Origin of the sequence: Moraxella sp. CTOTU49803 (assembly GCF_032097965.1) — a bacterium.
GTDB classification, from domain to species: domain Bacteria; phylum Pseudomonadota; class Gammaproteobacteria; order Pseudomonadales; family Moraxellaceae; genus Faucicola; species Faucicola tetraodonis.
On the sequence record NZ_DAMCJP010000003.1, the window covers coordinates 139,148 to 166,076 of the forward strand.

The 26,929-nt window shown below is 44.6% G+C and carries 24 protein-coding genes and 2 tRNA genes; 17 read left to right on the forward strand and 9 right to left on the reverse strand.

The window, feature by feature from the left end; translation table 11 throughout:
* Positions 1-97 precede the first annotated feature (97 nt).
* Complete coding sequence (locus tag RT422_RS06030) at positions 98-1,870, forward strand: GspE/PulE family protein (RefSeq protein ID WP_313421651.1); 1,773 nt, start codon at positions 98-100, stop codon at positions 1,868-1,870.
* Positions 1,871-1,981: 111 nt separating this feature from the next.
* Here the strand turns inward: RT422_RS06030 and RT422_RS06035 are convergent.
* Both RT422_RS06035 and RT422_RS06040 read right to left on the reverse strand, forming a co-directional pair.
* A tRNA-Leu gene (locus RT422_RS06035) sits at positions 1,982-2,068 on the reverse strand.
* A gap of 161 nt (positions 2,069-2,229) precedes the next feature.
* A tRNA-Cys gene (locus RT422_RS06040) sits at positions 2,230-2,303 on the reverse strand.
* A 223-nt stretch (positions 2,304-2,526) separates the two neighbouring features.
* Here RT422_RS06040 and folD point away from each other — a divergent pair.
* From folD to RT422_RS06075, 7 genes are all read left to right on the forward strand, one after another.
* Positions 2,527-3,396, forward strand: a complete 870-nt coding sequence (folD, locus tag RT422_RS06045) for a bifunctional methylenetetrahydrofolate dehydrogenase/methenyltetrahydrofolate cyclohydrolase FolD (protein ID WP_036589930.1) — start codon at positions 2,527-2,529, stop codon at positions 3,394-3,396.
* 150 nt (positions 3,397-3,546) lie between these two features.
* Complete coding sequence (locus RT422_RS06050) at positions 3,547-4,257, forward strand: 50S ribosomal protein L11 methyltransferase (RefSeq protein ID WP_313421652.1); 711 nt, start codon at positions 3,547-3,549, stop codon at positions 4,255-4,257.
* Between the two features lie 266 nt (positions 4,258-4,523).
* Entirely contained in the window at positions 4,524-5,669 is a 1,146-nt protein-coding gene (locus RT422_RS06055; RefSeq protein ID WP_099834189.1) for a beta-ketoacyl-ACP synthase III, read from the forward strand.
* Positions 5,670-5,803: 134 nt separating this feature from the next.
* The gene (prfA, locus tag RT422_RS06060; protein WP_076774066.1) at positions 5,804-6,898 is read left to right on the forward strand and encodes a peptide chain release factor 1; all 1,095 of its coding nucleotides are present in this window, start codon (positions 5,804-5,806) and stop codon (positions 6,896-6,898) included.
* Position 6,899: 1 nt separating this feature from the next.
* Positions 6,900-7,688 carry a phospholipase D-like domain-containing protein gene (locus RT422_RS06065; RefSeq protein ID WP_159676477.1) on the forward strand — a complete coding sequence of 263 codons (789 nt, stop codon included), beginning with the start codon at positions 6,900-6,902 and terminating at the stop codon, positions 7,686-7,688.
* A gap of 15 nt (positions 7,689-7,703) precedes the next feature.
* On the forward strand, positions 7,704-9,236 hold the full coding sequence (gene lysS / locus RT422_RS06070; protein ID WP_313421654.1) for a lysine--tRNA ligase: 1,533 nt from the start codon (positions 7,704-7,706) through the stop codon (positions 9,234-9,236).
* 245 nt (positions 9,237-9,481) lie between these two features.
* Entirely contained in the window at positions 9,482-10,834 is a 1,353-nt protein-coding gene (locus tag RT422_RS06075) for a S1C family serine protease (protein WP_282849793.1), read from the forward strand.
* 76 nt (positions 10,835-10,910) lie between these two features.
* Here RT422_RS06075 and RT422_RS06080 read toward each other — a convergent pair whose 3' ends face one another.
* The 5 genes from RT422_RS06080 to rsgA all read right to left on the reverse strand — a co-directional run bounded on the left by RT422_RS06080 (position 10,911) and on the right by rsgA (position 14,626).
* Entirely contained in the window at positions 10,911-11,711 is an 801-nt protein-coding gene (locus RT422_RS06080; RefSeq protein ID WP_313421655.1) for a pteridine reductase, read from the reverse strand.
* A gap of 327 nt (positions 11,712-12,038) precedes the next feature.
* Entirely contained in the window at positions 12,039-12,470 is a 432-nt protein-coding gene (gene secB / locus RT422_RS06085) for a protein-export chaperone SecB (RefSeq protein ID WP_007114956.1), read from the reverse strand.
* A 130-nt stretch (positions 12,471-12,600) separates the two neighbouring features.
* Complete coding sequence (gene grxC, locus RT422_RS06090; RefSeq protein WP_065264204.1) at positions 12,601-12,861, reverse strand: glutaredoxin 3; 261 nt, start codon at positions 12,859-12,861, stop codon at positions 12,601-12,603.
* 134 nt (positions 12,862-12,995) lie between these two features.
* A complete protein-coding gene (locus RT422_RS06095) occupies positions 12,996-13,424 on the reverse strand; it encodes a rhodanese-like domain-containing protein (protein ID WP_076774070.1) in 429 nt (142 codons plus the stop codon).
* 131 nt (positions 13,425-13,555) lie between these two features.
* Complete coding sequence (gene rsgA, locus RT422_RS06100; protein WP_313421656.1) at positions 13,556-14,626, reverse strand: ribosome small subunit-dependent GTPase A; 1,071 nt, start codon at positions 14,624-14,626, stop codon at positions 13,556-13,558.
* Between the two features lie 201 nt (positions 14,627-14,827).
* Between rsgA and orn the strand changes: the two genes are divergently transcribed.
* The 3 genes from orn to RT422_RS06115 all read left to right on the forward strand — a co-directional run bounded on the left by orn (position 14,828) and on the right by RT422_RS06115 (position 18,227).
* On the forward strand, positions 14,828-15,379 hold the full coding sequence (orn, locus tag RT422_RS06105; protein WP_065252875.1) for an oligoribonuclease: 552 nt from the start codon (positions 14,828-14,830) through the stop codon (positions 15,377-15,379).
* A gap of 302 nt (positions 15,380-15,681) precedes the next feature.
* Entirely contained in the window at positions 15,682-17,376 is a 1,695-nt protein-coding gene (locus RT422_RS06110) for an AMP-binding protein (protein ID WP_313421657.1), read from the forward strand.
* A gap of 86 nt (positions 17,377-17,462) precedes the next feature.
* Entirely contained in the window at positions 17,463-18,227 is a 765-nt protein-coding gene (locus tag RT422_RS06115; RefSeq protein ID WP_313421658.1) for an SDR family NAD(P)-dependent oxidoreductase, read from the forward strand.
* A 135-nt stretch (positions 18,228-18,362) separates the two neighbouring features.
* Here the strand turns inward: RT422_RS06115 and hemP are convergent, their stop codons facing one another.
* Positions 18,363-18,527: a hemin uptake protein HemP gene (hemP, locus tag RT422_RS06120; RefSeq protein WP_072092918.1), complete on the reverse strand. Its 165-nt coding sequence runs from the start codon at positions 18,525-18,527 to the stop codon at positions 18,363-18,365.
* Between the two features lie 122 nt (positions 18,528-18,649).
* Here hemP and RT422_RS06125 point away from each other — a divergent pair, with 122 nt between their 5' ends.
* The 4 genes from RT422_RS06125 to obgE all read left to right on the forward strand — a co-directional run bounded on the left by RT422_RS06125 (position 18,650) and on the right by obgE (position 23,293).
* On the forward strand, positions 18,650-19,699 hold the full coding sequence (locus RT422_RS06125) for an NUDIX domain-containing protein (RefSeq protein WP_313421659.1): 1,050 nt from the start codon (positions 18,650-18,652) through the stop codon (positions 19,697-19,699).
* Between the two features lie 149 nt (positions 19,700-19,848).
* Entirely contained in the window at positions 19,849-20,454 is a 606-nt protein-coding gene (locus RT422_RS06130; protein ID WP_312534503.1) for a lipocalin family protein, read from the forward strand.
* 125 nt (positions 20,455-20,579) lie between these two features.
* Complete coding sequence (locus RT422_RS06135) at positions 20,580-21,932, forward strand: glyceraldehyde-3-phosphate dehydrogenase (protein ID WP_313421660.1); 1,353 nt, start codon at positions 20,580-20,582, stop codon at positions 21,930-21,932.
* A 140-nt stretch (positions 21,933-22,072) separates the two neighbouring features.
* Positions 22,073-23,293 (forward strand): GTPase ObgE, encoded by a 1,221-nt coding sequence (gene obgE, locus RT422_RS06140; protein WP_313421661.1) that lies wholly within the window; start codon positions 22,073-22,075, stop codon positions 23,291-23,293.
* 74 nt (positions 23,294-23,367) lie between these two features.
* Here the strand turns inward: obgE and RT422_RS06145 are convergent, their stop codons facing one another.
* Positions 23,368-24,249, reverse strand: a complete 882-nt coding sequence (locus RT422_RS06145; protein WP_313421662.1) for a DegV family protein — start codon at positions 24,247-24,249, stop codon at positions 23,368-23,370.
* A gap of 314 nt (positions 24,250-24,563) precedes the next feature.
* Here RT422_RS06145 and proB point away from each other — a divergent pair, with 314 nt between their 5' ends.
* On the forward strand, positions 24,564-25,712 hold the full coding sequence (gene proB / locus RT422_RS06150; protein WP_313421663.1) for a glutamate 5-kinase: 1,149 nt from the start codon (positions 24,564-24,566) through the stop codon (positions 25,710-25,712).
* A 102-nt stretch (positions 25,713-25,814) separates the two neighbouring features.
* Entirely contained in the window at positions 25,815-26,924 is a 1,110-nt protein-coding gene (gene hemE, locus RT422_RS06155; RefSeq protein ID WP_284034234.1) for a uroporphyrinogen decarboxylase, read from the forward strand.
* The last annotated feature ends 5 nt before the right edge of the window (positions 26,925-26,929 follow it).

The following is a 26,929-nucleotide window of genomic DNA, read 5'->3' on the forward strand; positions in this document are numbered from 1 at the left end:
GTGGTGATTTATTTCACTCATTTTTATGATAATTTTAATCCTTTAACCCGATTGCCCCTAATTGCTATTCTATTGGCGCAATCGTTTTGGAAACCCTATGCTCTCCAATGCTTTTTCAATGATAATTGATACCCGTTGGTGTCTTGATGAACTGCTAAAAGATGGCATCATTGACCAACGTGATTATAATTTGGTGATGACCCATAACCGCAAAACCTTGCATCCCTTGCAAGTGATTGCAGGCTTTCATCTAGTCGATAAAACCACGCACATGGCGCTCAGTCTTGACCAGCTTAATCGCTGGTTGGCACAAAAAGCAGGTGTTGATTATGTACGTATTGACCCGCTGAAAACCGATGTGCCCTCAGTGACATCGATTATGTCATTTGAATATGCGCGCTCGCAGCACATTTTGCCAGTCGCCGTCACCCAAGATACGGTGGAAATCGGTACTGACCAGCCATTTTATCAAGATTGGCAGCTCAATATTGCGCATATCGTGTCGCCCAAAAAAATCAAAACCGTATTAATCAGTCCCGAGCAAATCAACCGCTATCGTCAAGAATTTTATCAAGTGACCAAAGCCATTGCGGGGGCAAACCATCAGCAAAAACGCGCAGATGCCGATATCACCAATGTCGAAGCGTTATTACAACTGGGCAATGCCGCCAATATTGAAAACCCCGATGCCAATGACCAACACATCGTCAAAATTGTCGATTGGTTATTACAGTACGCCTTTGACCAGCGTGCCAGTGATATTCACTTAGAGCCGCGCCGAGATAAAAGCAACGTGCGTTTTCGTATCGATGGTATTTTGCATACCGTTTATCAAATGCCGACTGGGATTATGACCGCGGTAGTGGCTCGGATAAAAATCTTAGCAAGACTCAATGTCGCTGAAAAGCGTAAACCGCAAGACGGACGGCTCAAAACCCGTACCCCTAAAGGTCAAGAAACCGAGCTGCGGCTATCGACGCTCCCGACTGCGTTTGGGGAAAAATTGGTGATGCGGGTATTTGACCCAGAAGTACTGGTGCGCTCTTTTGAGCAATTGGGACTGACAGGGCGAGATTTACAAAAATGGGATGACATGACCCGGAAAGCCAATGGCATTATTTTGGTTACAGGTCCGACAGGCTCGGGTAAAACCACGACGCTGTACAGTACCCTCAAAAAACTGGCGACAGAAGAAGTCAACGTCTGTACCATTGAAGACCCGATTGAAATGGTGGAGCCGTCGTTTAACCAAATGCAAATTCAAAACAATATTGATTTGACCTTTGCTGATGGTATTCGCTCATTGATGCGTCAAGACCCCGATATTATCATGATTGGCGAGATTCGCGATACCGAAACCGCAGAAATGGCGGTACAAGCCTCGCTGACTGGGCACTTGGTGTTATCGACTTTACATACCAATGATGCACCCAGTTCGTTAACAAGGCTGCATGATTTGGGCGTGGCGCCGTTTTTAACCTCAGCGACCATCTTGGGCATCATGGCACAGCGTTTGGTGCGTACCCTTTGCCCGCATTGTAAATCCAATAAACCCATGAATGACATTGAGCAGCAGACTTGGCAGGCGTTAGTCAGTCCTTGGAAAGCCGCAGCCCCAGATAGCATCAATCATGCCGTTGGCTGTGAACATTGCCGTAATACCGGGTATCTTGGGCGAGTGGGATTGTATGAAATCATGGTGCTTAGTAATGCGCTTAAAAAATTGATTAGTGAAGGCGCTGACTTGTCGCAAATCGCGCAAAAAGCCTACCAAGATGGATTGCAGCCGTTAAGACTGGCAGGCGCGAAAAAGATTGCTGAAGGGGTGACGACGTTTGAAGAAGTGATGAGAGTGGTGCCGTTAACTTAGGCGGCTACCCATTATTTGAAAGACAATAAGTAAAATTTGAAAAGCAACAGGTAAAATTCAAAAATAACCGGCAACAAAAAAGCCTAAACGTAAAAGTTTAGGCTTAATCAATGGTGCCCGGGGCCGGACTTGAACCGGCACGCTCGTAAGAGCGAGGGATTTTAAATCCCTTGTGTCTACCAATTTCACCACCCGGGCAGGGTAGTCACAGGACTGACGCTTGGCGTCGTGTGGTGTCTGTGTCAGAAGTGGGTGCTATTATAATCAGTTTTGTTAACTTTGCAAGCAATTTTTTACGATATTTTTTCGCGTTTATTGCTGACTCATAATAACAAAACAATAGTACCGCAAAATGAAAATGGAGGCTGAGGCCGGAATCGAACCGGCGTCCGCGGATTTGCAATCCGATGCATGGCCACTGTGCTACCCAGCCATTTCATTTAGGTTTGCTATGATAGCAAAAATTTTTAAAAGTGCAAGGACTTTTTTAGCCATTTAAGCGATGTGATGAAGGATGGTGAAGGGCATTCGAGCGCTAATTTAGCGGTTAAACATTTTCAATGGATGTTATCACACCGCAAAATCGGTTAAAATAACGCAAATTTTTTGCTAACCGACTTTTTGTTGACCGATTCGTTATTGATTGAGGAACCACCATGACTGCGACAGTTTTAGATGGCAAAGCGTATGCCAAACAAATGGAAGCTGAACTTGCTGAGCGGGTTGCCAAGTTAAAACAAGACTCTGGACGCACGCCGATTTTGGCAACGATTTTGGTGGGTGATGATCCTGCCTCTGCAACTTATGTCAAAATGAAAGGCAATGCCTGTCAACGTGTGGGTATGGATTCCTTAAAAGTTGCCATGCCACAAGCCACCACCACCGAGCAACTATTGGCAAAAATTGCCGAGCTTAACAACAATCCAGACGTGCATGGGATTTTGCTACAACACCCTGTGCCCAGCCAAATCGATGAGCGTGCCTGTTTTGATGCCATTGCACTGGCAAAAGATGTGGATGGCGTGACTTGTTTAGGCTTTGGCAATATGGCGATGGGCGAGCCTGCGTATGGTTCTTGCACCCCGCAAGGCATTATGTATTTATTAGAAAAAAACGGCGTTGAGCTTGCTGGTAAGCATGCGGTGGTCGTGGGTCGTAGCGCGATTTTGGGTAAACCGATGGCGATGATGCTATTAAATGCCAACTGTACTGTGACCATTTGCCACTCACGTACCCAGAACTTGGCAGAATTGGTCAAACAAGCGGATATCGTGGTGGGTGCTGTCGGCAAACCAGAACTTATCAAAAAAGATTGGATTAAATCGGGCGCCGTGGTGGTCGATGCAGGGTTTCATCCGCGCACCCATGCGGATGGCACGAGCGGTGGCGTGGGTGATATTGAGCTGACAGGTATCGAAGCGATTGCCTCAAGCTATACCCCAGTGCCCGGTGGCGTAGGTCCAATGACCATCAATACACTCATCCGTCAAACGGTAGAAGCGGCAGAAAAAGCAGCAGCAAAATAATGGATTTGAATTAAAAAAGGAAGTGTTTGAAGCTTCCTTTTTTTGTACATTTTTTTTGTATTCATTTTTTTACCATGACTTATGACTGGAAATCTTTACGTGACTGTTGTTAAAACTTCCGCTTATAAAAATTCGCCCTATAAAACTTCAATGCCATCAAATACTTCTGACCCATCAACCGTTTTTCACCAACTGATTACCGCATTGCAGCAAGTGTTGCCTAGCGCTAATCTTGCCAAGACATACGTGCCATTATTATCTAAGCCGAATCAACCTTTTTATTTATGGCTTATTGATCCAGATTTTTGTCATGAAGATTTGACGCCAGCGGTGATAGAAAATCTGTGGAAGAATTGTCCATATTGGGTGTTTGCATGGGCGTCAGGGCAAGTGTTGGCGCAGTATATTTTGCAGCAGCCACAGATGGTGCGCAATAAAGTGGTGATGGATTTTGGCGCAGGGTCGGGGATTGTCGGTATTGCCGCAAAAATGGCGGGTGCAAAACGGGTCATTTGCTGTGATATTGATAGCGTGAGCCTGACTAGTTGCCGAGCTAATGCGCAATTAAATGGGATAACGGTTGAACTGCTAGATAATTTATTTGAGTTAAAACAGCAATTGGGCATGGATAAAGTCGATGTGCTGTTGGTCGCGGATGTGCTGTATGACAAAGCCAACTTGCCGTTATTAGATGTGTTCTTACAATACGCGCATGATGTTTGGGTGGCTGATAGCCGCGTCAAAAACTTTGCTCACCCGCGCTACCACAAGGTAACGACGTTGGATAACACAACCACCTTGCCCGATATGGATGAAGCCAAGCAGTTTAACCAAGTAGTGCTTTATCGCAGTACGGATTAACTCAGAAATAGCAGGGAACAGCAGTATAGGTAGTGTATGCTCACAAAAAACCCTCGACTTTGCTTTCTATATTTTTAAGGCTATGAAATAATTTGTAACATAGTTATCGCATTATCGCTATTTTCAAGGCATAATAAGCCACACCCCTATTTTTAATCATCTGTTTGTTCAATACCATTCCCGATGTCATGCATCGCGGCATCATTATTGATGACAACAGCTAGATGATTACCTTCCCGTTTTACGTTTAGAAAAGGAATCCTAATATGAGTATTTGTATCACTGCCACAGGATTATATACCCCGCCTTACAGCATCAGTAACGAAGAGTTGGTCGCTACTTTTAACCAATATGTTGATAACTATAATGCCAAAAATGCCGATGCCATCGCCCGTGGTGAAAAGACCGCACTTGTGCATTCGACGGCTGAATTTATCGAAAAAGCCTCAGGTATCAAATCCCGCTATGTGATGGAAAAAGACGGAATTTTGAACCCAGATATCATGGCGCCTGTGATTCCTTATCGCAAGCTTGGCGAAGAGATGTCTATCATGGCAGAAATGGGTCTAGATGCGCTCAAACAAGCACTGGACAATGCAGGTCTACAAGGTAAAGACTTAGACGGTATTATTGTTGCTTGTTCAAACTTCCAACGCGTGTATCCTGCCATCGCCATTGAAATCCAACAATATATTGGCATGCAAGGCGGTTTTGGCTTTGATATGAACGTCGCCTGTAGCGCAGCAACCTTTGGTATCGCCCAAGCGGTCGGTCTGATCAAATCTGGCACCGCCAAACGTGTCGCCATGGTCAATATCGAAATTACCTCAGCGCACCTTAACTGGCGCAACCGTGACAGCCACTTTATCTTTGGGGATGTGGCAACGGCGACAATTATCGAAGAGCTCGCTACACCCAAAGGCTATGAAATTTTAGATAGTCATTTGTTTACCCAGTTTTCGACCAATATTAAAAATGAATACGGCTTTTTGGATCGCAGTGAATTCTTAGCCGCTGGCACACCGATGTATCCTGATATCGACGCACCTGTGACTGACAAATTGTTCTTGCAAGAAGGTCGCAAAGTATTTCGTGAAGTGTGCCCTGCCGTGTCCAATTTAATCCTTGAGCTGCTCCATAAAAACCACGTTGAGCCACAACAGCTCAAAAAAATGTGGCTACACCAAGCCAATGCCAACATGATTGATTTGATTTTACGCACCGTGTTGGGCAAAGAAGCGGATAAATCAATCGCGCCTATGGTACTGGCAGAATATGCCAATACCAGCTCCGCCAGTCCCATGATTGTGTTTCATAAACACCAAGAAAATATGCAATCGGGTGATTTGGGTGTGATTTGCTCGTTTGGCGCAGGTTACTCAATTGGAGGTGTGTTGGTCAAAAAAGTCTAAGCTTTTTATTGCCTCTCACGAAACTCATGCAAATCCCCCCAAAATGTGGCAAAATATCCGATTATTTTGCCATTTTTATTTTTAAGCTCTAAATTGAGCCAAAAATTTTAAGTCATTATTTTTAAGCCATCATTATGAAAGAATCTTTACGTTTTCGCCTTGACCAAATGTCTGACCGTTTCGAAGAAGTCACCGCCATGCTGTCTGAGCCAGAAACCATGAATGACAACAAAAAATTCCGTGAATTATCGGTTGAGCACAGTGATTTATCCGCATTGGTCGATGTCTGGGGCAAATACCGCCAAGCGGAAGAAGATTTGGCAACCGCTGAAGAAATGCTGTCGGATGCAACGGGTGATGGCGACATGAAAGAAATGGCGCAAGAAGAAATCCAAGCCGCCAAAGACACTATCAATGAGCTTGAAGACGTGCTCAATGTGATGATGCTGCCTAAAGACCCGAATGATAAAGTGCCTGCCTTCTTAGAGATTCGAGCAGGGACGGGCGGCGATGAAGCGGCAATTTTTAGCGGCGATTTGTTCCGGATGTATGAGCGTTATGCGGCAACCCAAGGTTGGACAGTGGAAGTATTGTCCGAGAATGAAGGTGAGCATGGCGGCTATAAAGAAATCATCAGCCGCGTATCGGGTACGGGTGTGTATGGCCGCTTAAAATTTGAGTCGGGCGCACACCGGGTGCAACGGGTGCCAGAGACTGAAAGCCAGGGACGGGTGCATACTTCGGCTTGCACGGTCGCAGTGATGCCAGAGGTTGAAATTGACGATACCGTGGATATCAACCCTGCCGACTTGCGTATCGATACTTATCGTGCCAGTGGGGCAGGTGGTCAGCATATCAATAAAACCGACTCTGCGGTGCGTATTACCCATATTCCAACAGGTACGGTGGTCGAGTGTCAGCAAGAGCGTAGCCAACACGCCAACCGCGATAAAGCCATGAAAATGTTGGTATCCAAAATTCAGCAAGAAAAAGTACAAAAACAAATTGATGCGTCAAGTGATATGCGTCGCAATTTGGTCGGTAGTGGTGACCGCTCGGAGCGCATTCGCACTTATAATTTTCCCCAAGGGCGTATGACCGACCACCGTATTAATTTAACCTTGTACAAACTCGATGCCATTATGCAGGGTGACTTAGATGAGTTACTTGACAGCCTACTGCGTGAGCACCAAGCCGATTTGATGGCTTCGGTAAGTGGGGAAGAATAAGATGGCAAAATTTTTAAATACCAGTGGCACGACATATCATCTTGAAGAAATGATAAAGAAGGCTTCTGACCGCCTTATTTTAATTAGCCCTTATCTAAAGCTCAATGAACGAGTTAAAGAATTACTCGAAGACAAAAATCGCCTAAAAATTGATATTCGCATTGTATATGGTAAAAGTGATTTACAGCCCGAAGAGATTAATTGGCTAAAAGGCTTGGATTTCGTGCGTACCAGTTTTTGCAAAAATTTACACGCCAAATGCTATCTGAATGAGAATGAATGTATTATCACTAGCTTAAATCTTTACGAATTTAGCCAAGTCAATAATAACGAAATGGGCGTATTGATTAGTCGTGATAGCGATAGCCAGCTATATGCCGACACTTACGAAGAAGTGCAACGCATTATCCGCATTAGTGAAGAAATCAAAGTATCTGCCGATAAAGTAGAACCCAAAAAAGTCGAAATTCAGCCAAGCGAATTGCCGAAAAATGAGCTGGCAAGTGAGCCAAAAAAACCACGCAATTTTGACAAATTAACTATCAGTAAACTTGCCGATAAGCTCGGTATAAAGTCGAATGAGTTAAGCGAAAAATTAGAGCAATTAGGGTATATCGAAACCAAAGGTAAAAATATTTTCTTAACGGAAAAAGGTAAACAAGCAGGCGGTGAAACCAAAAAGGGGCAGTATGGCTATTTCACCGTTTGGTCAGTGGATTTAGATGTGTCCATTCAAGACGATAAAGGCACATCCTTAGCTGACAAATTATTAAAATTGTTTAGTTTTTAAATAAAGGGTAATATCATGTCAAACCAATCGCAAACTTCCGAAAATGAACATCCAGTCGAAGACGTCAACGAACTTATCAAACAACGTCACAGCAAACTTGATTTAATCAAACAATCAGGCAAAAATCCTTACCCAAACCAATTCAAACGCAAAGAATATGCCCAAGACTTGCAGCAGCAATTTGCCGATAAAGACAAAGAAACATTGGCAAACAGCGATAAAGTCATGGTGACAGTCGCCGGTCGTATCATGCTCAAACGGGTGATGGGTAAAGCCAGCTTTGTGACCATTGCCGACATGACAGGGCGTATCCAAGCCTATGTCAGCAAAAACGACTTGGGCGAAGAGATTTATAATGACTTTAAAACATGGGATATCGGTGACATTATTGGTGTGACAGGTTATGTATTTCGTACCAACACCGGTGAATTATCTGTGCATGCCACCGAAGTACAGTTATTGACCAAATCACTACGCCCACTGCCAGACAAATTTCATGGGTTAAGCGACACTGAGGCTCGCTATCGTAGCCGTCATCTTGATCTGATGACCAATGAAGACAGCCGTAACGCCTTTATTATCCGTAGTAAAGTCATTGCTGGTATTCGTGAGTATATGCTAAATGAGCGTTACATGGAAGTCGAAACCCCGATGATGCACGTCATTCCAGGCGGTGCGGTGGCTCGTCCATTTGTCACCCATCATAATGCGCTTGATATGCCGCTTTTTTTACGCATTGCGCCAGAGTTATACTTAAAACGTCTAGTCGTCGGTGGTTTTGAGCGTGTGTTTGAGATTAACCGTAATTTTCGTAACGAAGGGGTATCGGCGCGTCACAACCCAGAATTTACCATGATTGAGTTTTATCAAGCCTATGCCGATTACGAGGATTTGATGAAATTGACCGAAAATATGTTTGAAAAACTGGCAAACGATATTTTAGGTACCACGGAGATTGATTATCAAGGTGAAGCAATTAGTTTTAAAGCCCCATTTGAACGCTTGCCAATGACCAAAGCGATTGAAAAATACGCGGATAATTTTGACATGAGCAAAATTGCAGACCGTGATTATCTAGCGGATTATGCCAAAAACGTACTCAAACAAGACGTTAAAGACATATTTGGGATTGGTAAACTGCAAACCATCATCTTTGAAGAAACCGCAGAAACCAAACTGCGTCAACCAACCTTTATTACAGAATATCCTGCCGAAACTTCACCACTAGCACGCCGTAACGATGACAATAGCGAGATTACTGACCGTTTTGAACTATTTATCGGCGGGCGTGAAATTGCCAACGGCTTTAGCGAACTCAATGACCCAATCGACCAAGCTGAGCGCTTTAAACAACAAGTGGCTGAGAAAGACGCAGGCGATGATGAAGCGATGCATTATGATGCAGAGTTTATCGAAGCCTTGTCCTATGGCTTGCCACCGACTGCAGGCGAGGGCATCGGTATTGACCGTTTGGTGATGTTATTTACCAATGCACCGAGTATTCGTGATGTGATTTTGTTTCCGCATATGCGCCGCAAAGACGTTTAAAAAATGCCAATATAGCATTAATATAGCGATAGCTTTCAAAACCGCAGTCATTATTGTGACTGCGGTTTTTTATGATAATCCAGTCATCATTGAATATAATAATGAAGCCAGTAATATCAAAGATATCTTTTGAAACAAAACTAATAAAAAATCGGCTCAACTCACCAAATAATCAGTGTTAGACTAAACTGTATTTTTCGCTCAAACCCGTCTATTTTCTGACCTATCGTTGAGAAACGTTGACTATGACAGACCCCCGTTCAGACAAGCCTTTGGAAACCCCACCTGTTTTGCCGCCTACGTATCGTAAACCTAACAAATTTACTCTAATACTACCCTGGATTTTGTTACTACTAGTGCTGTTGGCGGGCTTGTGGATGATGACCAAGCCACAGTTGCCTTGGCAAAAAAATCAAGCGGTGGTAGCCAGTCAGCCCGGGTGGCAGCCGCCGAAATCTGAGCCTGTCGATACCAAAAAACTCGGTGACAATCCAAATGCTGCGGTGGCATCTTATCACAATGCTGTCGCTGTCGCTGCGCAGTCAGTCGTCAATATCTATACCACGCAAAAAATCGAGGAGCATCCCTATATGAATGACCCGATGATGCGCCGCTATTTTGAATATCACGGTATCCCCAATGGTGAAAGCGATAATACCAATTTAGGCTCGGGTGTCATTATTTCGCAAGATGGCTATATCGTCACCAACTCGCATGTGATTTCTAAAGCCGATAACATTATCGTGATGCTCAATGATGGTCGCAAGGCAACGGCAAAAGTCATCGGCAACGATGTAGAAAGTGATTTGGCGGTGATTAAGGTTGATTTGACAGGGCTGAAACCCTTAGGATTTCGTGAACAGTCGACCCAAGTGGGCGATGTGGTGTTGGCAATTGGCAACCCATTTGGGGTCGGTCAAACCGTCACCCAAGGTATTATTTCGGCAACGGGGCGCACGGGACTGGGTATCAACACAGTGGAAGATTTTATCCAAACCGATGCCGCTATCAATCCCGGTAACTCAGGGGGTGCACTGGTCGATGCTTATGGTCAGCTGGTTGGTATCAACACCGCGATTTTTTCACGCTCAGGTGGCTCGATGGGTATTGGATTTGCCATTCCTACCGAGATTGTTAAGCTTGTGATGAATGGCATTATTAAAGATGGTAAAGTGCACCGCGGCTGGCTTGGGATTGAATTACAAAGTTCGATGAAAGACCCAACCAAGCTGAGTGATGACACCCAGGGCGTTGAAGTGATGAACGTGATGCGCGATGGTCCTGCCGCCAAAGCGGGCTTGCAAAAAGGGGATATCATCACCGCAATGGATAATAAACCTGTAGATGATGCCAACACGCTGATTCAAATGGTCGCACGTAAAGCACCCAACAGTGTGGTTAATCTACAAGTGATGCGTAATAAAGCGCAAAGTAGCGTCAATGTGACCCTAGGCGAAAGACAACCCCAAGAGACTTTGACCGAGCTACCCACGTCACAAAACTTTGACCAAAATAATGACAGCGCTAATCAAAATGGCACCACCAATGAGGATGACATTCGAGCAGAGTTAATGGAATTACTGAAAAAACATCATTAAACGTTATTCAAAACTTCAAAAGTTTGCTGCGTTGCGGTTAGTCAGGTACTTTACCCACTCTGGCTGCCTGCTGTTATTACCTGCTTTCATTGCCAGCTAAGGTCAAACCACGCCCGCCATCCACTGCAATAATCTGCCCTGTGATATACGGGGCAGCTGCCAAAAATACCGCCACTTGCGCGATATCTTGCGGTGTGCCAATTCTTTTTAACGGTACGGCGCGGCAGATTTTGTCAATCGTTTCAGCGGTGAGCGCTTGCTCAGAGCCCTCTATGGGTAAAATGTTAATACCCGGCGCGATACCATTGACGCGGATATCGGGCGCTAGTTCGATTGCTAGCGACTGCACCATCATTTGGTGCGCGGCTTTTGCCATGTTATAGACCGTATAACCCCCAAATGGCTTGCCATTGGCGTGAATGTCCAAAATGCTGATAATGCAGCCTTGCGATTTTTTTAGATAAGGGTATAAATATTGGCTGATAAATAACGGGGTTTGCGCATTGGTCAAAAATAAATTTTGCCAGTCTTGCTGAGAGATTTGACCAAAGGGCGTCGGGTAAAACCGTGAGGCATTATGAACTAGACAATCCAATCGACCAAAACTGTTGACTATTTGCCAAGTCAATTGTGGCAACGTTTCAAAGTTCTCTAAATCCCCTTGCACGCTTTTTGCTGACTGTGGGCGAATGGCATTACAGTAATTAACAAGTTCGATGGCTTCTGATTCACTGGTATGGTAATGGATAATGATATTATAATTGGCTTGGTGCAGTGCCAGCACAAGCGCCCGACCAATTCGTTTGGCGCCACCTGTGACACACGCCACACGGCACGGATTGGATACTTCGCTCATCGCGGCTGGATTCAACATCATTTGCTACCTATGTCTATTTGATTAAGCGTTTATTTGATTAAGCGGTTTGTCGTTTTAATCATTTATGCTTTAATCCATATAAGCCCAATTGGTTGGGATTGGAAAACCCCATGATTATCACACACCTTGAACGAGCGACACAACTTTATCAAGCGCTGCAGGATTATCAGCAAAGCACCCATGCTTTTAGCCAAAGCATCACCAAATGGCGCACCAGGTCCTAACGATTTACCTTAAATCTACATAAAAAAAGAGCAGGGCTTATCCTGCTCTTAATTTTTGACACTTAAAAATTAGTTAGCTTTAAAATAGTTAACTTTAAAAAAATTAGTTACCTTGCTCAAGCGTTTGTTGATAGGCTTGGTCAAAATTGACTGGCGCAAGTAACAATTGTGGGAAACTACCACGGGTCACAATGTCACTGACCACTTCACGGGCATAAGGGAACAATACGTTTGGACAATATGCACCTAAAATTGCGCCCAATTGTTCTTCAGGGATATTTTGCAACATAAAGATGCCAGCTTGGTGTACCTCTGCGATAAACGCGGTTTCACCACCGTTATTGGCAGTCACGTTAACGGTTAATATTACTTGGTAGTGGTCATCATCCAACTTTTCAGCGGCACTTGATAAGTTGATATCAAGCTCTGGTTGCCATTCACGGGTGAATACATCTGCACCCGGTACTTCTAATGACATATCTTTAACATAGATACGTTCTAGCGCCAGTTGTGGTAAGTTTTGTTCATCTGCCATGATAGTGTCCTCAATTAACTGTTTTTACGGGAATTATAACAATATGACAGCTTTAACTTTGTTTAAAAACTATCAACTGTATTTATAATGTGGGTGATTTATCTAGTAAAGTTTTTTAATCTGCGAACAATTAATCCGCTAATAGACCATCAAGTTTGCCTTGACGCTCAAGACCAGCGAGTTGGTCATAACCGCCAATAAAATTATCGCCAATAAAAATTTGCGGTACTGTGCGGTAATTATTGGTTTTTTGCGCCAATGCCTGACGTTCTTCTGCGGTCACATCATACATGTTAACTTCTTCAAAAGCTTGGCCTTTGTTTTTTAATAGCATTTTAGCTTGCATACAGTAGGGGCAAGTCGGTGTGGTATAAATTTTCACCATAGCCATAACAATCTCCTTATTTCTGGATTTTTTAAAATGGGTTAAAAGCTTATTATCAGATACCGATGAGATAATAAAGCGTTATTGATGGTTATGGGGCTTGGCGATTTAAATTTCAAATTGTGAACAGCCAACCAATCTTATTTGGTTTTGCCGGGCACGGTTTTTTCTACCACTAAAGGTAAACCTGCGGCTTGCCAATTGGTAATACCACCATCGAGACGATACACGTTGTCGTTACCAATCATTGCCACTGCAGTACCCGCGGTCATACCCATTTGGCAAACGATGATAATAGGATGGTCAGCACTGCGAAGTGCGTCAACGTGATCTTTTAGCTCAGTAAACGGGATATTGCGGCTGCCTTTGATATAGCCTTTTTCAAAATCTTTTCGTGGGCGGATATCAATCAGCTGAGCGTTTTGGTTGTTGACCATTAAGCCCACTGCATTTGGATTGATTTTTTTGCCGCCGCGTTTGTTCTCAAGCATAAAAAATAGCACAATTAGCACAAACATGGTGCCAAATAAAAATGGGTGATGACCCATAAACTCAAACCAACGTTCCAAGATATCCTCCACAGGGGCGTTTCGTCAAAATTATCGTTTGATTGCCCATAAAAAATTGACTGTATTATAACGGTAGTTGTCAATTTTAAGAAACTTTTATTTAGTCTAATATTTAGTCTAAAATCGCAAGTTTAAAAATCCTGCGAAGCCGCTTCTTGTTGCAGAAGCACCAAATTATCCACCCGCCTTGCTAGTACCTGTCCGTCTGTCACCGCCTGCCACATCGCACAATTGGGTGTGGACTCGGTATGTTTGCAATCGCGAAAACGGCAGTAGGGGGCAAGCGGCGCAAGCTCGATAAAGCCTTGCAAAATATCATCAGGGGTCAAATGCCAAAGCCCATATTCGCGAATACCGGGCGTATCAATAATGGCACCTTTGCTGAGCGCCATCGGGTCAAACGCTAAAAATCGGCTGGTGGTAGTGGTATGTTGACCCAACTGTGAAATGGTTGAAATTTCATTGACCGATTGTCCTGCAGCAGGCAATAACTGATTGACCAAGCTGCTTTTGCCAACCCCTGATTGACCGGCAAAAATCACGTTCTTGCCGGCAACGGTGTTTTTTAGTTGGGTTAAATCACCATTAGATTGGGTCACCAAGGTGGCATAGCCAAGCTGTTGATAGGCTGACAGTAGCTCTACAACCTCGCTATGACTACCATCTGCCAACAAATCGGCTTTATTTAAAATCAGCAATGGCGTGATGTCTGAGTGATGGCAAGCCACCAAATACCGATCAATCAGCTGGGCAGACGGTAGCGGCAGCGGCGCAAATACGACTGCTAAAATATCGACATTGGCGGCGATGGGTTTGAGCTTGTGATAACGGTCAGGGCGGTTAATGATGCTTTGTCTATCATAAATCGCTTCAATGCGCCCAAGTCCTGTATTTGGGTCAGCGACAAAGCGGACTTTATCCCCAGTGGCAATCAGTGGCAAGTTGGTACGGGTGTGACAACGCCAAACACTGTGCAGGGTGATGGGTTGCCAAAACGGTTCTGGCTCGTTAGCGGCGACAATCGGTTTTTCAGGCAGGGTTTGCGGTAGGCTAGTGGCTTGGACTTCGAGCTGCTTGCCGAAGTTTGCGACAACAATGCCATCCATCAGCTGGGCATCGTCCAGCACTTGCTGGGATTTTTGTTGTTTTTGGATGCGGCGGGTTTGCTGGTCAGTGAGTTTACGTTTACGGATTAACGCCATACGCTATCCACTACATCAGCCACTAGGGGATTTTTTACCATACTAACACCTTATAAAATTTTGCAATACTTTTGGACTCGCTACATGAGCACGCATGGCTACATGCGCACGCATGAGCAATTGCCAACAAAACCGATATTTTACCTGTAAAATCTGCTAAGATGGCGGATTATTTGTTAAAGAGTATGAAAAGGCAACAGTATGGCGGTTGATAAAAAACATCTGATTTGGATTGACCTTGAGATGACAGGTCTAGATACCCTCAACGATACCATCATCGAGATAGCGACGATAGTGACTGACAGTGAACTCAATATCTTAGCGGAAGGTCCTGTGTTTGCCATTCATACGCCTGACATTGTGCTCAACAGCATGGATGATTGGAACACGCGCCAACATGGGCAATCGGGACTGATTGACCGTATTCGCCGTAGTAACGTGACGATGGCTCAAGCAGAAACCGAAACCATTGCATTTTTGAGTAAGTATGTCGAATCAGGACGCTCACCGATGTGTGGCAATTCGATTTGCCAAGACAGACGGTTTTTGGCACGTCAAATGCCAACGCTTGAGCGGTTTTTTCATTACCGCAATTTAGATGTGTCAACGGTCAAAGAGCTGGCTTATCGCTGGCGCCCCGATATTTTGTCAAGCTTTGAGAAAAAAGGCAATCATTTGGCACTTGATGATATCCGTGATTCGATTCGTGAACTGCGCCATTATAAAGAGCACTTTTTTAAATTTATTGGTTAACAGTAGAATTTTTAAAACGATACAATTCATATCATAATACTTGAAATTATCCAAAATTTTAGGCATCATAAGCTGACAAAAGGAATTTGTTAGCTTGACTTGGTACAAGTAAATCGAGATACAAGTAAATCAGCGTGAGTATAAATCAGCGATAGTTGCGAGCCCATCGTCAAAAAACTGGTTGTATTAACTCAAATTTATTTCAAGCTAGATTTATTTTAAGTCAGGGTTATTTTAAGCCAGTGGGTGACCGTTGACACTGGCACTTATTCCTATCTCATGGACGACATTAGGAGCCTGTCATGGACAATTTTGACACCCAAACCGCGCAATCTACCCATCCTGATTATCAAAACTACCGCTATCAAAGCTACATCGACCAATTCAATATCGATGAACTTGAACAGCAAATCCTGCAAGGTTGCCGCATCAATGGTATCAACGCCTATGTAGAATGTGTGGGTCGTCATGCCCAGTCTGATAAGGCAAATAAAGTCGCGCTAGTGCATGAAGACACTCAGGGTAATATCCATAAAATCACTTACGCACAGCTCGATAAACTAAGCGGTAAAATGGCAAATCTGCTCACTTTTTTGGGGGTGAAAAAAGGCGATCGGGTATCAACCATGCTGCCCCGTACACCGACTTTGTTAGCGGTGATTGTGGGTGCCTGGCGCATCGGTGCGGTATATCAGCCATTATTTACCGCATTTGGTGTCGAAGCGATTGAATACCGCCTTGAAAAAGCCGCTACCAAAGTGGTTTTCACCGACAGCCATAACCGTGAAAAATTCAATGACATAAACCCACTACCAAACATGGTGATGGTGGGCAGCGAGCAAGCCGCCAAACAATATGGGGATTGGCATTTTGATAGCCTAATGGCAGCGCAAAGGGAAGACTTTGAACCTGTGATGCTAACAGGGGAAGATCCTTTCTTGCAAATGTTTACTTCAGGTACCGTGGGCAAGTCAAAAGGTGTCGCAGTACCAGTTAAAGCGCTAACCGCATTTTATTTGTATATGGTACATGCAGTGGGTCTAAGCGATAATGATCAGTTTTGGAACATGGCTGACCCAGGTTGGGCCTATGGCTTGTATTATGCGATTACAGGACCTTTGCTAGTCGGTGCTACTACCCACTTTAATGAGTCAGGGTTTGATGCCAAGCATACATTAGATTTTATCAAAAACCATAAAATCACTAATTTAGCCTCATCACCCACCGCATTTCGTATGATGAAATCAAGCGGTGTTTTTGACAACAAAGCTGATGAGTTACCGCTATTGACGCGTATTAGCTCAGCGGGTGAGACGTTAAATACTGAAGTGGTGACGTGGATTAATGACAATCTTGGCGCATCTATTCTTGACCATTATGGACAAACCGAATTAGGGATGGCGTGCTGCTGCCATCATAAGTTAACCCATGATCAGCCAATTGGCTCAATGGGTATGCCATTGCCAGGTTACCGCTTGGCGGTACTGGATGAAAACTTTAATGAACTAGGCGCAGGCATCCAAGGTCAACTAGCCGTTGATGTGGCCAACTCGCCATCCTTATTTTTTCAAGGCTATACGTGGAACGAAAAAAATCCGTTTGAAAAAGGCTATTATCTGACGGGCGATATGGTCGAACAGCATGATGATGGGACTTTTTGGTTTGTCGGGCGTGATGACGATATTATTACCACCGCAGGGTATCGCGTGGGTCCTACCGATGTCGAGAACACGGTAATGGAACACCCGTCGGTAGCGGAGACGGCGGCAATTGGCGTGCCAGATGACATACGCGGTCACATCATCAAATCCTATGTTGTACTCAAAGACGGATATAGCGCTAATAACGAGTTAGCCAAAGACATCCAAAGCTTGGTGCATGCACGGTTATCTGCCCATGCGTATCCACGTATCGTTGAGTTTATCGATGCCTTGCCAAAAACCCCAAGTGGTAAAGTACAGCGTTTTATGCTGCGTAGCATGAGCGTGGCGCACTAACAAAAATTTTATCCCTATGCAAAAAAGTATCTAGCGTTATATAGGCTTTTTTTATCAACAAAAAATAACAGGTTAACGGAAAAATAATGCAAGTACAAAATAATACATTTTTGGTCACAGGCGGCGCGTCAGGTCTAGGTGAAGCGACAACCCGTTATTTGGTGGCGCATGGCGCAAATGTTATCATCGCCGATCTCAATCAAGAAGCCAGTGACAAATTGGTCGCTGAATTGGGCGATAAAGTGATTTTTGCAAAATGTGACATCACCAGCGAAGCGGATGTCAAAAATGCGATTGAAGCGGGTGTGACCAAATTTGGTAAATTATCAGGGTCAATCAACTGCGCCGGTATCGTGGTGGTGCAAAAATTACTGGACAAAGAAGGCAATCCAGCCGATTTAACCACCTTCGCCCGTGGTATCCAGATTAACCTCATCGGTACTTTTAATGTGGCGCGACTGGCGGCGGCTGCGATGGCAAAGAATACTGCAGACAGTAATGAAGATAAAGGTGTGATTATCAACACCGCTTCAATTGCCGCATTTGATGGTCAGGTCGGGCAGGGCAGTTACTCGTCATCCAAAGCAGGTGTGGTGGGCTTAACTTTACCACTCGCGCGTGAGCTGCAGCGCCATCAAATACGTATCATGACCATCGCCCCAGGGGTGTTCGGCACACCGATGATGGCAAGCCTGCCAGAAGCTGCCCGTACCAGTCTTGAGCAAGCCGTGCCTTTTCCCAAACGTTTGGGCAATCCAGAAGAATTTGCTAAATTGGTGGTACACATCATCGAAAATAGCTATCTTAATGGCGACGTCATTCGTTTGGACGGGGCTATTCGCATGGGTTAATTCAGGGGATTGTTGCCAGTAACTGCGCACAGTGACTAGCAACAGTAACTATCAACTTAGCCCTCTAAAAAAGCCACTCTCAAGAAGATTGGCTTTTTTATTTTAACAATTTCACGGGGACTATTTGGTAAGTCACTATTTGGTGAGTATTAGGCGGTTATTACGGGTCAATCGAAGACGGTATTCTTCGCCGTCATGCTGAATGCGAATCTCTTTGGTCAGCGCAAATAAATGATTGGAATATAGCGTAGGCAAGGAACTTTGTTGGGTGAGATTAGCGCGATTTAATAAGTGTAGCATGGGATACTCCTTTTCTCTGTAAGATGGACGAATAGTGTTTTTAATTGATAATGATTATCATTTATATTTAATGGGTCGTCAAGTGACTTTTTTCACTTTTTCATCAAATTTAATGCTTTATAATGGGTAACAATCAACAGTTTGAGAAAAATATGTCAAAAGTCGTCAATGTGGCAGTCGCGGTGATACATTTTAACAATCAATATCTACTGGGATTTCGCCATGCCAGTCAACACCAAGGCAATCGCTATGAGTTTGTTGGGGGAAAAATTGAGCCAAATGAAACCCCAACACAAGGGTTAATCCGTGAAGTCTATGAAGAGATTGGCTTGGATATCGCGCAAAATACCGCAGTCAAAATGGGGGTAATACGCCATGATTATGCTGATAAAACCGTGGCATTGCACGTTTTTAAAGTTGAAGTGAGTCAAGCGCAGTTTGATGGTTTGCAAGAAGGTAAAGGCAAGGAAGGTCAAGCCGTCACATGGGTTCATCAGTCAGACTTGGTCGCCAATCAGTACGCGCTGCCCGATGCCAATGCCCGCATTTTAGAGTGGTTAAAATTGCCCAATGCGATTTATATCACGCAGTCTTTAGATATCTTCATTGGTGTGGATAAGTGGGTTGATTTTTATAGCCAAAAACTGCCCGACGATGCCCATTGTTATCTTCGCCCGCAAACCAGCGATGAAAATGCCACCGCTATGATTGATGGCTTACTAAGGATAAGGGCGGATATCACCCCGATTATTCAATATGCAACACTAGCGTGCTTATTTAAGTGCTTACCTGAGCGATTAGATGCGTGGTTAAAAAACGGCATGGTACATTTAAATCACCAACAACTCATGACGCTTGATTTCTCAAGCTTATCAAAAAATTATCGCTATTTTGCCAGTTGCCATGACCAACATAGCCTAAGCAGAATAAATACCTTGGCAACCTCGCATACTGTCATGGGCTGTTTTTTATCCCCGGTGAAAGCCACACCGACACACCCAGAAACCTTTCAAAATGGGGGCATGGGCTGGCAAGCGTTCGGCGAATTAGCAAAGCTTAGTGATGTGCCGGTGTTTGCGCTGGGCGGGGTGGGGCAGGCAGATTTAGCCACCGCCTATGAGCATGGGGCGATGGGAATCGCGGGTATTCGGTTATTGGTCGACAAGGTATAAAAACTAGCCAACAGGTTGACAATAGCGCATTCGTTGTAACAACTGGCTGACAAAAAATGCCCCAATAGTCACCGTTTGAGCGTTTATTTTGAGCTAAAATGAGTACTTTAATGCGCAGTAAGACTGAGTAAAATAAGGTGATATACACAATGAAACTGATGAGTAAAAAAACGCTAGCAGTGGCAGGTATTGCAGGGACATTGCTTGCGATGAGTGCTTGCTCCACCACCCCCACCAAAACTACCGCAACCAAAACAACCGCCAAGCCCACAAGCGTTGGCAAAGCTCAGGCGGTGCAAAGTGTCGATTTAAACCGTTATGCGGGCAAATGGTACGAAATCGCCCGTTTACCGATGTTTTTTCAGCGGAACTGTGCCAGTGATGTTACCGCCACTTACACCCTACAAGCGACAGGCAAGGTGGAAGTCAATAACCAATGTATGGGCAAAGATGGCAAACCCATGCAAAGCATTGGTGAGGCCACCAAAAATGGCGACAGTGGCAGTAAACTCAAAGTTACTTTCTTGCCGCAAGGACTGCGTTGGTTGCCTGTGGGTAAAGCCGACTATTGGGTGCTTGCTTTAGACCCCAATTATAGCCATGCGTTGGTGGGTACGCCAAATCAAAAATACTTGTGGATTTTGTCACGCACACCCACGATGGATGAAGACACTTATCAAACAATGGTCGCTACCGCAAAATCTCAAGGCTACGATGTCAGTAAATTGCAAAAAACCGTACAAAATAGCCGATAATCTAGGTAGTTGAAACACCCTGCTTTAAAATTGCTAAAACGCCTAAATTCCGTTACAATTTAGGCGTTTATTTTTGCTGCATTTTCCACAGATTTTATTTTTCCTTCACAAAAAAAGGTCATACTATGTCTGCCAATCTCTACCAAGACCACCTCACTACTCGCAAAAATCAAGAAGCCCAAGCGGTTCAGCTATTAGTTGAGCTAAATACCCTAGCCAATAAAGGCGTCAACGTGTTGTTTTTTGGCAACCGCATTGCGCTAAATCTTGTTGATATCATCGCTCATCATGACAAAAACGCCCTTAACATCGCTGATACACTCGCTTTCGCCACCGCGTTAAACGACCAAAATCTAAGCCATACTACGGTGGACTTGGGTCAAGCGCTCAAATCAGGCAAACAAGCCGACAGCTTTACCAGCGGTGACGAAGTGCCTGCGACAGATGTCGTGTTGTACGGTTTTGGTCGTATCGGTCGTATTTTAGCTCGTTTGCTGATGAGCCGCCCTGCCTCAGATAAAGGCTTACAATTAAAAGCCATCGTCGTCCGTCCAGCCGGTGAAGCAGATTTGGAAAAACGTGCAAGTTTGCTTGAGCGTGACTCGGTACATGGCTGGTTTGATGGCTCAGTGGTGGTGGATAAAGCAAACAGCGGTATCATCGCCAACGGTCGTTTTATCAAAGTCATTTATGCCGCTGACCCAAGCGAAATCGACTACACGTCTTATGGTATCGACAATGCCCTAATCATCGACAATACCGGTAAATGGAAAGATGAAGCAGGTCTTGGCAAGCATTTACAGTCAAAAGGTGCCAAAAAAGTGCTATTGACTGCCCCAGCGTCGGGCGATATCAAAAACATCGTCTATAATGTCAATGATGACACCATCGGCAGTGATACCATCGTATCAGCGGCAAGCTGTACCACCAATGCAATTACTCCTACGCTCAAACTGTTAAACGATAAATACGGCATTGAAAACGGTCACATGGAAACCATCCATGCATTCACCAATGACCAAAACTTGGTCGATAACCACCATAAAGCCGAGCGTCGTGGGCGTGCTGCAACGTTGAATATGGTGATGACAAGCACAGGTGCTGCCAAAGCGGTCAGTAAAGCGATTCCAGAATTAAAAGGCAAATTGTCAGGTAGCTCGGTACGTGTACCAACGCCAAACGTGAGCCTTGCGATTTTGAATTTGAATTTCAAAAACCCGGTCAATTCAAGCGATGAACTCAATGCCTTTATCAAAGAAGCCACTGAGAGCGAACAATGGCAAGCGCAAATTGCTTACTCAGATTCGGATGAAGCCGTTTCTACCGACTTTGTGGGCTGTGAAAAAGTGGCGATTTGGGACGCCAAATCTACGCTTGCGCAAGAGAACCGTGCAGTCATGTACCTATGGTATGACAACGAAATGGGCTATAGCACCCAAGTATTGCGTGTCGCTGAAACCATGGCAAAAAATGCCTAAGCGTTAAGGACGACTACAAGACCGCTCAAGTTTGGGCGGTTTTTTATTGGATAAAATTTTAAACATCGATTGTTCAAATTTTTCTTGCTAAAATTCATGCTATAATATTTGGTTATCCAAGAATTTAAGGAAAGTCTTCAATGCGTTTTATCGATGAAGCAATCGTAACAGTCAAAGCAGGCGACGGCGGCAATGGTATCGTCAGTTTTCGCCGAGAAAAGTACGTCCCCAAAGGCGGCCCCGATGGCGGTGATGGCGGCAAAGGCGGTGATGTGTACGTGGTGTGCGACGACAACACCAACACCCTCGTCGATTACCGTTTTACGCGTCGCTATGATGCCAAGCGCGGCGAAAATGGCGGTGCCAAAAACTGTTCAGGTCGTGGCGCGGATGATATCTATCTATCTGTGCCCATCGGTACCACCGTGGTTGATACCGAAACAGGTGAGGTCTTAGCGGACTTGACCAAAAAAGGGCAAACGGCGAGGATTGCCAAAGGCGGTGACGGCGGGCAAGGCAATACCCATTTTAAAACCTCCACCAATCAAGCACCACGACGTGCCACCCCAGGTTTTCCAGGCGAATTAAAAGTCTTGAAATTTGAGCTAAAAGTGGTGGCTGACGTGGGTCTTATCGGTCTGCCAAATGCGGGTAAATCCACCTTTATTCGTCAAGTCTCTGCTGCCAAACCCAAAGTTGCCAATTATCCGTTTACCACTTTGGTACCCAATCTAGGTGTCGTGGATGTGGGTAAACACCGCTCATTTGTCATGGCAGATATCCCAGGGCTGATTGAAGGCGCCTCTGAAGGGGCAGGACTGGGTATTCGCTTTTTAAAACACGTCGCTCGTACCCGTCGATTATTGCATCTTGTCGATGTACAGCCCATTGATGGTAGCGACCCGGTGGCAAACGCCCAAGTGATTTTTAATGAGTTAGAAAAATTCTCGCCAGAGCTGTCAAAACTGCCACAGATTTTGATTTTGAACAAAATCGACCAAGTGCCCGCAGAGTCATTAAACCAACTTTGTACCCACATCGTGGCAGAGCTTGGTTGGACAGGGATGGTTTTTCGTACCTCCACACTCACGGGGGAAGGGGTTGATGCCGTGGTTTGGCATTTGATGAACGAAATCGAGCAAGAGCGCGAGCTGGAAGAAACCGATCCTGACTTTGCTGAAAGTCAGCGTTTGCGTTTTGAACGACTGGAAGCGGAAGTGCGCGCCAATACGGAAGAACAAAAAGAAGCGTATCGTGCCAAACGTAAAGCTGAGCGTGAAGGTCGCGCATTGGATGAAGATGATTTTGATGACGACGACTACGATGACGATGATGGCGTGGAAGTGGTCTACGCACCTTAGCGGTGATTGAAATAGCTTTAAAAAGGTTAGCGCGGGCTAACCTTTTTTATTAGCTGAATTTAGATAAGAATAGGTCATTTTTTTAATGCTTTGACAATATGGGGTAATTCACCATAAAACACCCCAATACCTGTTCCCATCAAGCCGTGATTGGCGAGCGAAATGGTGGACACGCGAATAACGGGTAAATCATGCCAACCGAAATGCGTCGCCAATATTTTTTTAAAAAATTCGGTACTTTCATGATGCCCCGTATCTGTCAAATAGATAAACGCGGGTTGATTTGCGGCAAATTTTTCGACGGTTTTTCCCATGGTGGTCAAGGTTTTTTCAAGCTTGCGCACTTTTTCTACCGCGACAATCTCACCAATTTGATTAATTTGCATAATCGGTTTGATATCAAATAAGTTGGCAACAAATGCAGCAGGGGCGGACAATTTTTTGTTGCGAATAATATAGTCCAAGTCGCTGAGGGTAAATAAAAATTCACTGCGACGACGCAAATCGTCAAGCTTTTTTGCCACGTCTTCAAACGATTCACCTTGCTCAATCAACACTTTTGCCTCATACGCCAGCGCCCCTTCAGCAATATTGAGTGTTTTGGTGTCATACACAAAGATGTGAAGGCGATTGGCATAATGTACTTTGAGTTCTTCTAGCATGGGCAAAGTTTGGCTAAATTTGGACGAGATGCCGCAAACAAATACCTCAGTGACCCCGCGAGCAATCAAATCATTAAACAACAGATGCATATCATGGATGGATGGTGGAAATGTCCTCGCCACCGATTTGAGGTTGGTTTTCATGATGGTTGCCAGACGCTCACTGGTGATATTTTTACCATCGATAAAATCAACGTTATTGATGTTTACGTGTAAGCGCAGAATGTCCATGCCTTGCGACAATCCAAGGGCTTCAAGACAAGATGAGGAGGTGGTGACAACAGCTCTTTTCATAAATTTGATAAACCCAGTAGCACATGACGATGAGCAAATTTATATAAAAGCAAAGTTGATAGCAAGTTATCCTCATCCAAATTGAGAACACCTCAAGTCGATATTTTTTAGTTGACAATGTCAATTTATTTTTTCAATGGTTGCTATTTGATTGGGATAGAAATGCATATGACAAAAACGTGTGATATTTAACGGATACCGGCATTGAATTAGCATTTATAAACCCAGTAAAAATTGTTACAATGCTCAGCCAAGCCATTATGGCATTTAATTTGATTAAAAAATTGCACTTGACTGATTATGACTGCCAACTTATGACTGCCACCGCCTCACCTAGCTCAATTAAAAAAGCCCTTAAGTCCAACACCATTGTGGTAAAAATTGGCTCATCGCTACTGACCAATAATGGCAAAGGCTTGGATCGCACCGCAATTTATGAATGGGCGAAGCAAATCGCCAAGCTGCATAATGAAGGTTATCAAGTATTGCTGGTATCCTCAGGGGCAGTGGCAGAAGGGGTGGTGCGGATGAATTTGGAAGAACGCCCCAAAAAACTACAAGCCTTGCAAGCCTGCGCTGCCATTGGGCAGATGGGCTTGATTGAAACTTGGTGGTCGGCGTTGATTCAGTATGGTGTACAAAGCGCGCAGTTGCTACTGACACATGACGATCTTGCCAATCGAAATCGTTATCTCAATACCGCTAGTACGTTAAATCAGCTACTTGAATGGCGCGTGCTGCCTGTTATTAATGAAAATGACACCGTCAGTGTCGATGAAATCAAATTTGGTGATAATGACAGTCTAGGTGCGATGGTGGCTGCCATGGTCAAAGCTGATTTATACATTATATTGACCGACCAGCAAGGCGTATTCACCGATAACCCTCGTACCAACCCGGATGCCAAGCTGATTAAGACCGAACGGGCAATGGCAGATTATTTGTTTGACGTGGCGGGAGATGGTGGCAAATTGGGTCGTGGCGGGATGATTACCAAAATTCGCGCAGCAAGGCTTGCGGCAATGGGTGGTTGTCCCACCGTGATTGTCAGCGGCAGCATCGATAACGTGATTAATCGCGTGGTCAAAGGGGAATCGTTAGGTACGATGCTCACTACCAATGACGATGATAAACGCATTGCCAAAAAACAATGGCTAGCCGCGCATCTGCGTATGGCAGGTCGCTTGGTGATTGACGATGGCGCAGTGGATGCCATCATTAAAAATAACAAAAGCTTATTGCCTGTCGGTGTGATTGAAGTGCAAGGTGATTTTGATGAGGGCGATGTGGTGGAGTGCGTTGATAAAACAGGGGTACGTATCGCGGTCGGTCAGGTGGATTTCTCATCAAATGAAGCTAAGCGCATCGCTCGCAAACGCAATAGCGACATCGAAGCGATTTTGGGTAAAAATGAGGAACGCCACGTGATGGTACATCGTGATAACATGGCGATTATCGTATAATTTTCGACAATTTTTACTTAAAACTTTAACTAATTTTAGACTGATACAATAGTATTTTATCCAAGATTATTTTTACCCAAGATTATTTTTAAAGGCAACGACATGACCCATAACTTTCCGATGTTAAAAAATGACCGCATTTTAAGAGCCATGCGTTTTGAATCTGTGGATGTGACCCCTGTGTGGATGATGCGACAAGCTGGTCGATATTTGCCTGAGTATAAAAAAACCCGTGCCCAAGCCGGTGATTTTCTATCCCTATGCAAAAATACCGATTTGGCGACAGAAGTCACCATTCAGCCATTTCGCCGTTTTGAGTTGGATGCGGCGATTTTGTTTAGTGATATTTTAACCATTCCTGATGCGCTCGGTCTGGGTCTGTATTTTGAAGCAGGGGAAGGTCCAAAATTTCACAAAACTGTCAGAAGCATGGCAGAGGTCGAAGCCTTGCCAACTGTCGCTATGGCAGATGCACTTGACTATGTGATGAAAGCGGTGACCAGTATTCGTCATGCGCTGGCAGGTCGTGCGCCATTATTTGGCTTCTCAGGTAGTCCGTGGACGCTAGCGACCTATATGATTGAAGGCGGTAGTTCTAAAGAATACCGCTATGCCAAAGCCATGTTGTATGGCGAACCTGACACCTTGCATGCGCTGCTCGCTAAAATCACCGATGCCGTGATTGATTATTTGCTAGCGCAAATAGCAGCGGGGGCGCAGTTAGTACAAATTTTTGATAGTTGGGGCGGGGCATTGGCGCATCGCCAGTTTGTTGAATTCTCGCACCATTACAACACTAAAATTGTGGCGGCGATCAAAGCAACATACCCAGAGGTACCTGTGGTATTGTTTACCAAAGGTGGCGGATTGTGGTTAGATACCCAATGCCATAGTGGCGCGGATGCGCTAGGGCTTGATTGGACAATGCCACTAGATAGAGCCCGCAGCATCGTCTTTGAACAGCAAAAAGCATTGACCAAATTGCACAAAAAGCGGCATACAGGCATCGCGCTGCAAGGTAATCTTGACCCAGCGACATTATTTGCATCGCCTGAGCATATTCGCCAGCAGACGCATTTGATGTTACAAGACGCCTACAGCCTCGGTGACAGAACAGGCTATATAGCAAACCTAGGTCATGGGATTAACCAATGGGTTAATCCTGACCATGCCAAAGCTTTTATTGATGCGGTGCATGAATACAAACTTTAATAACA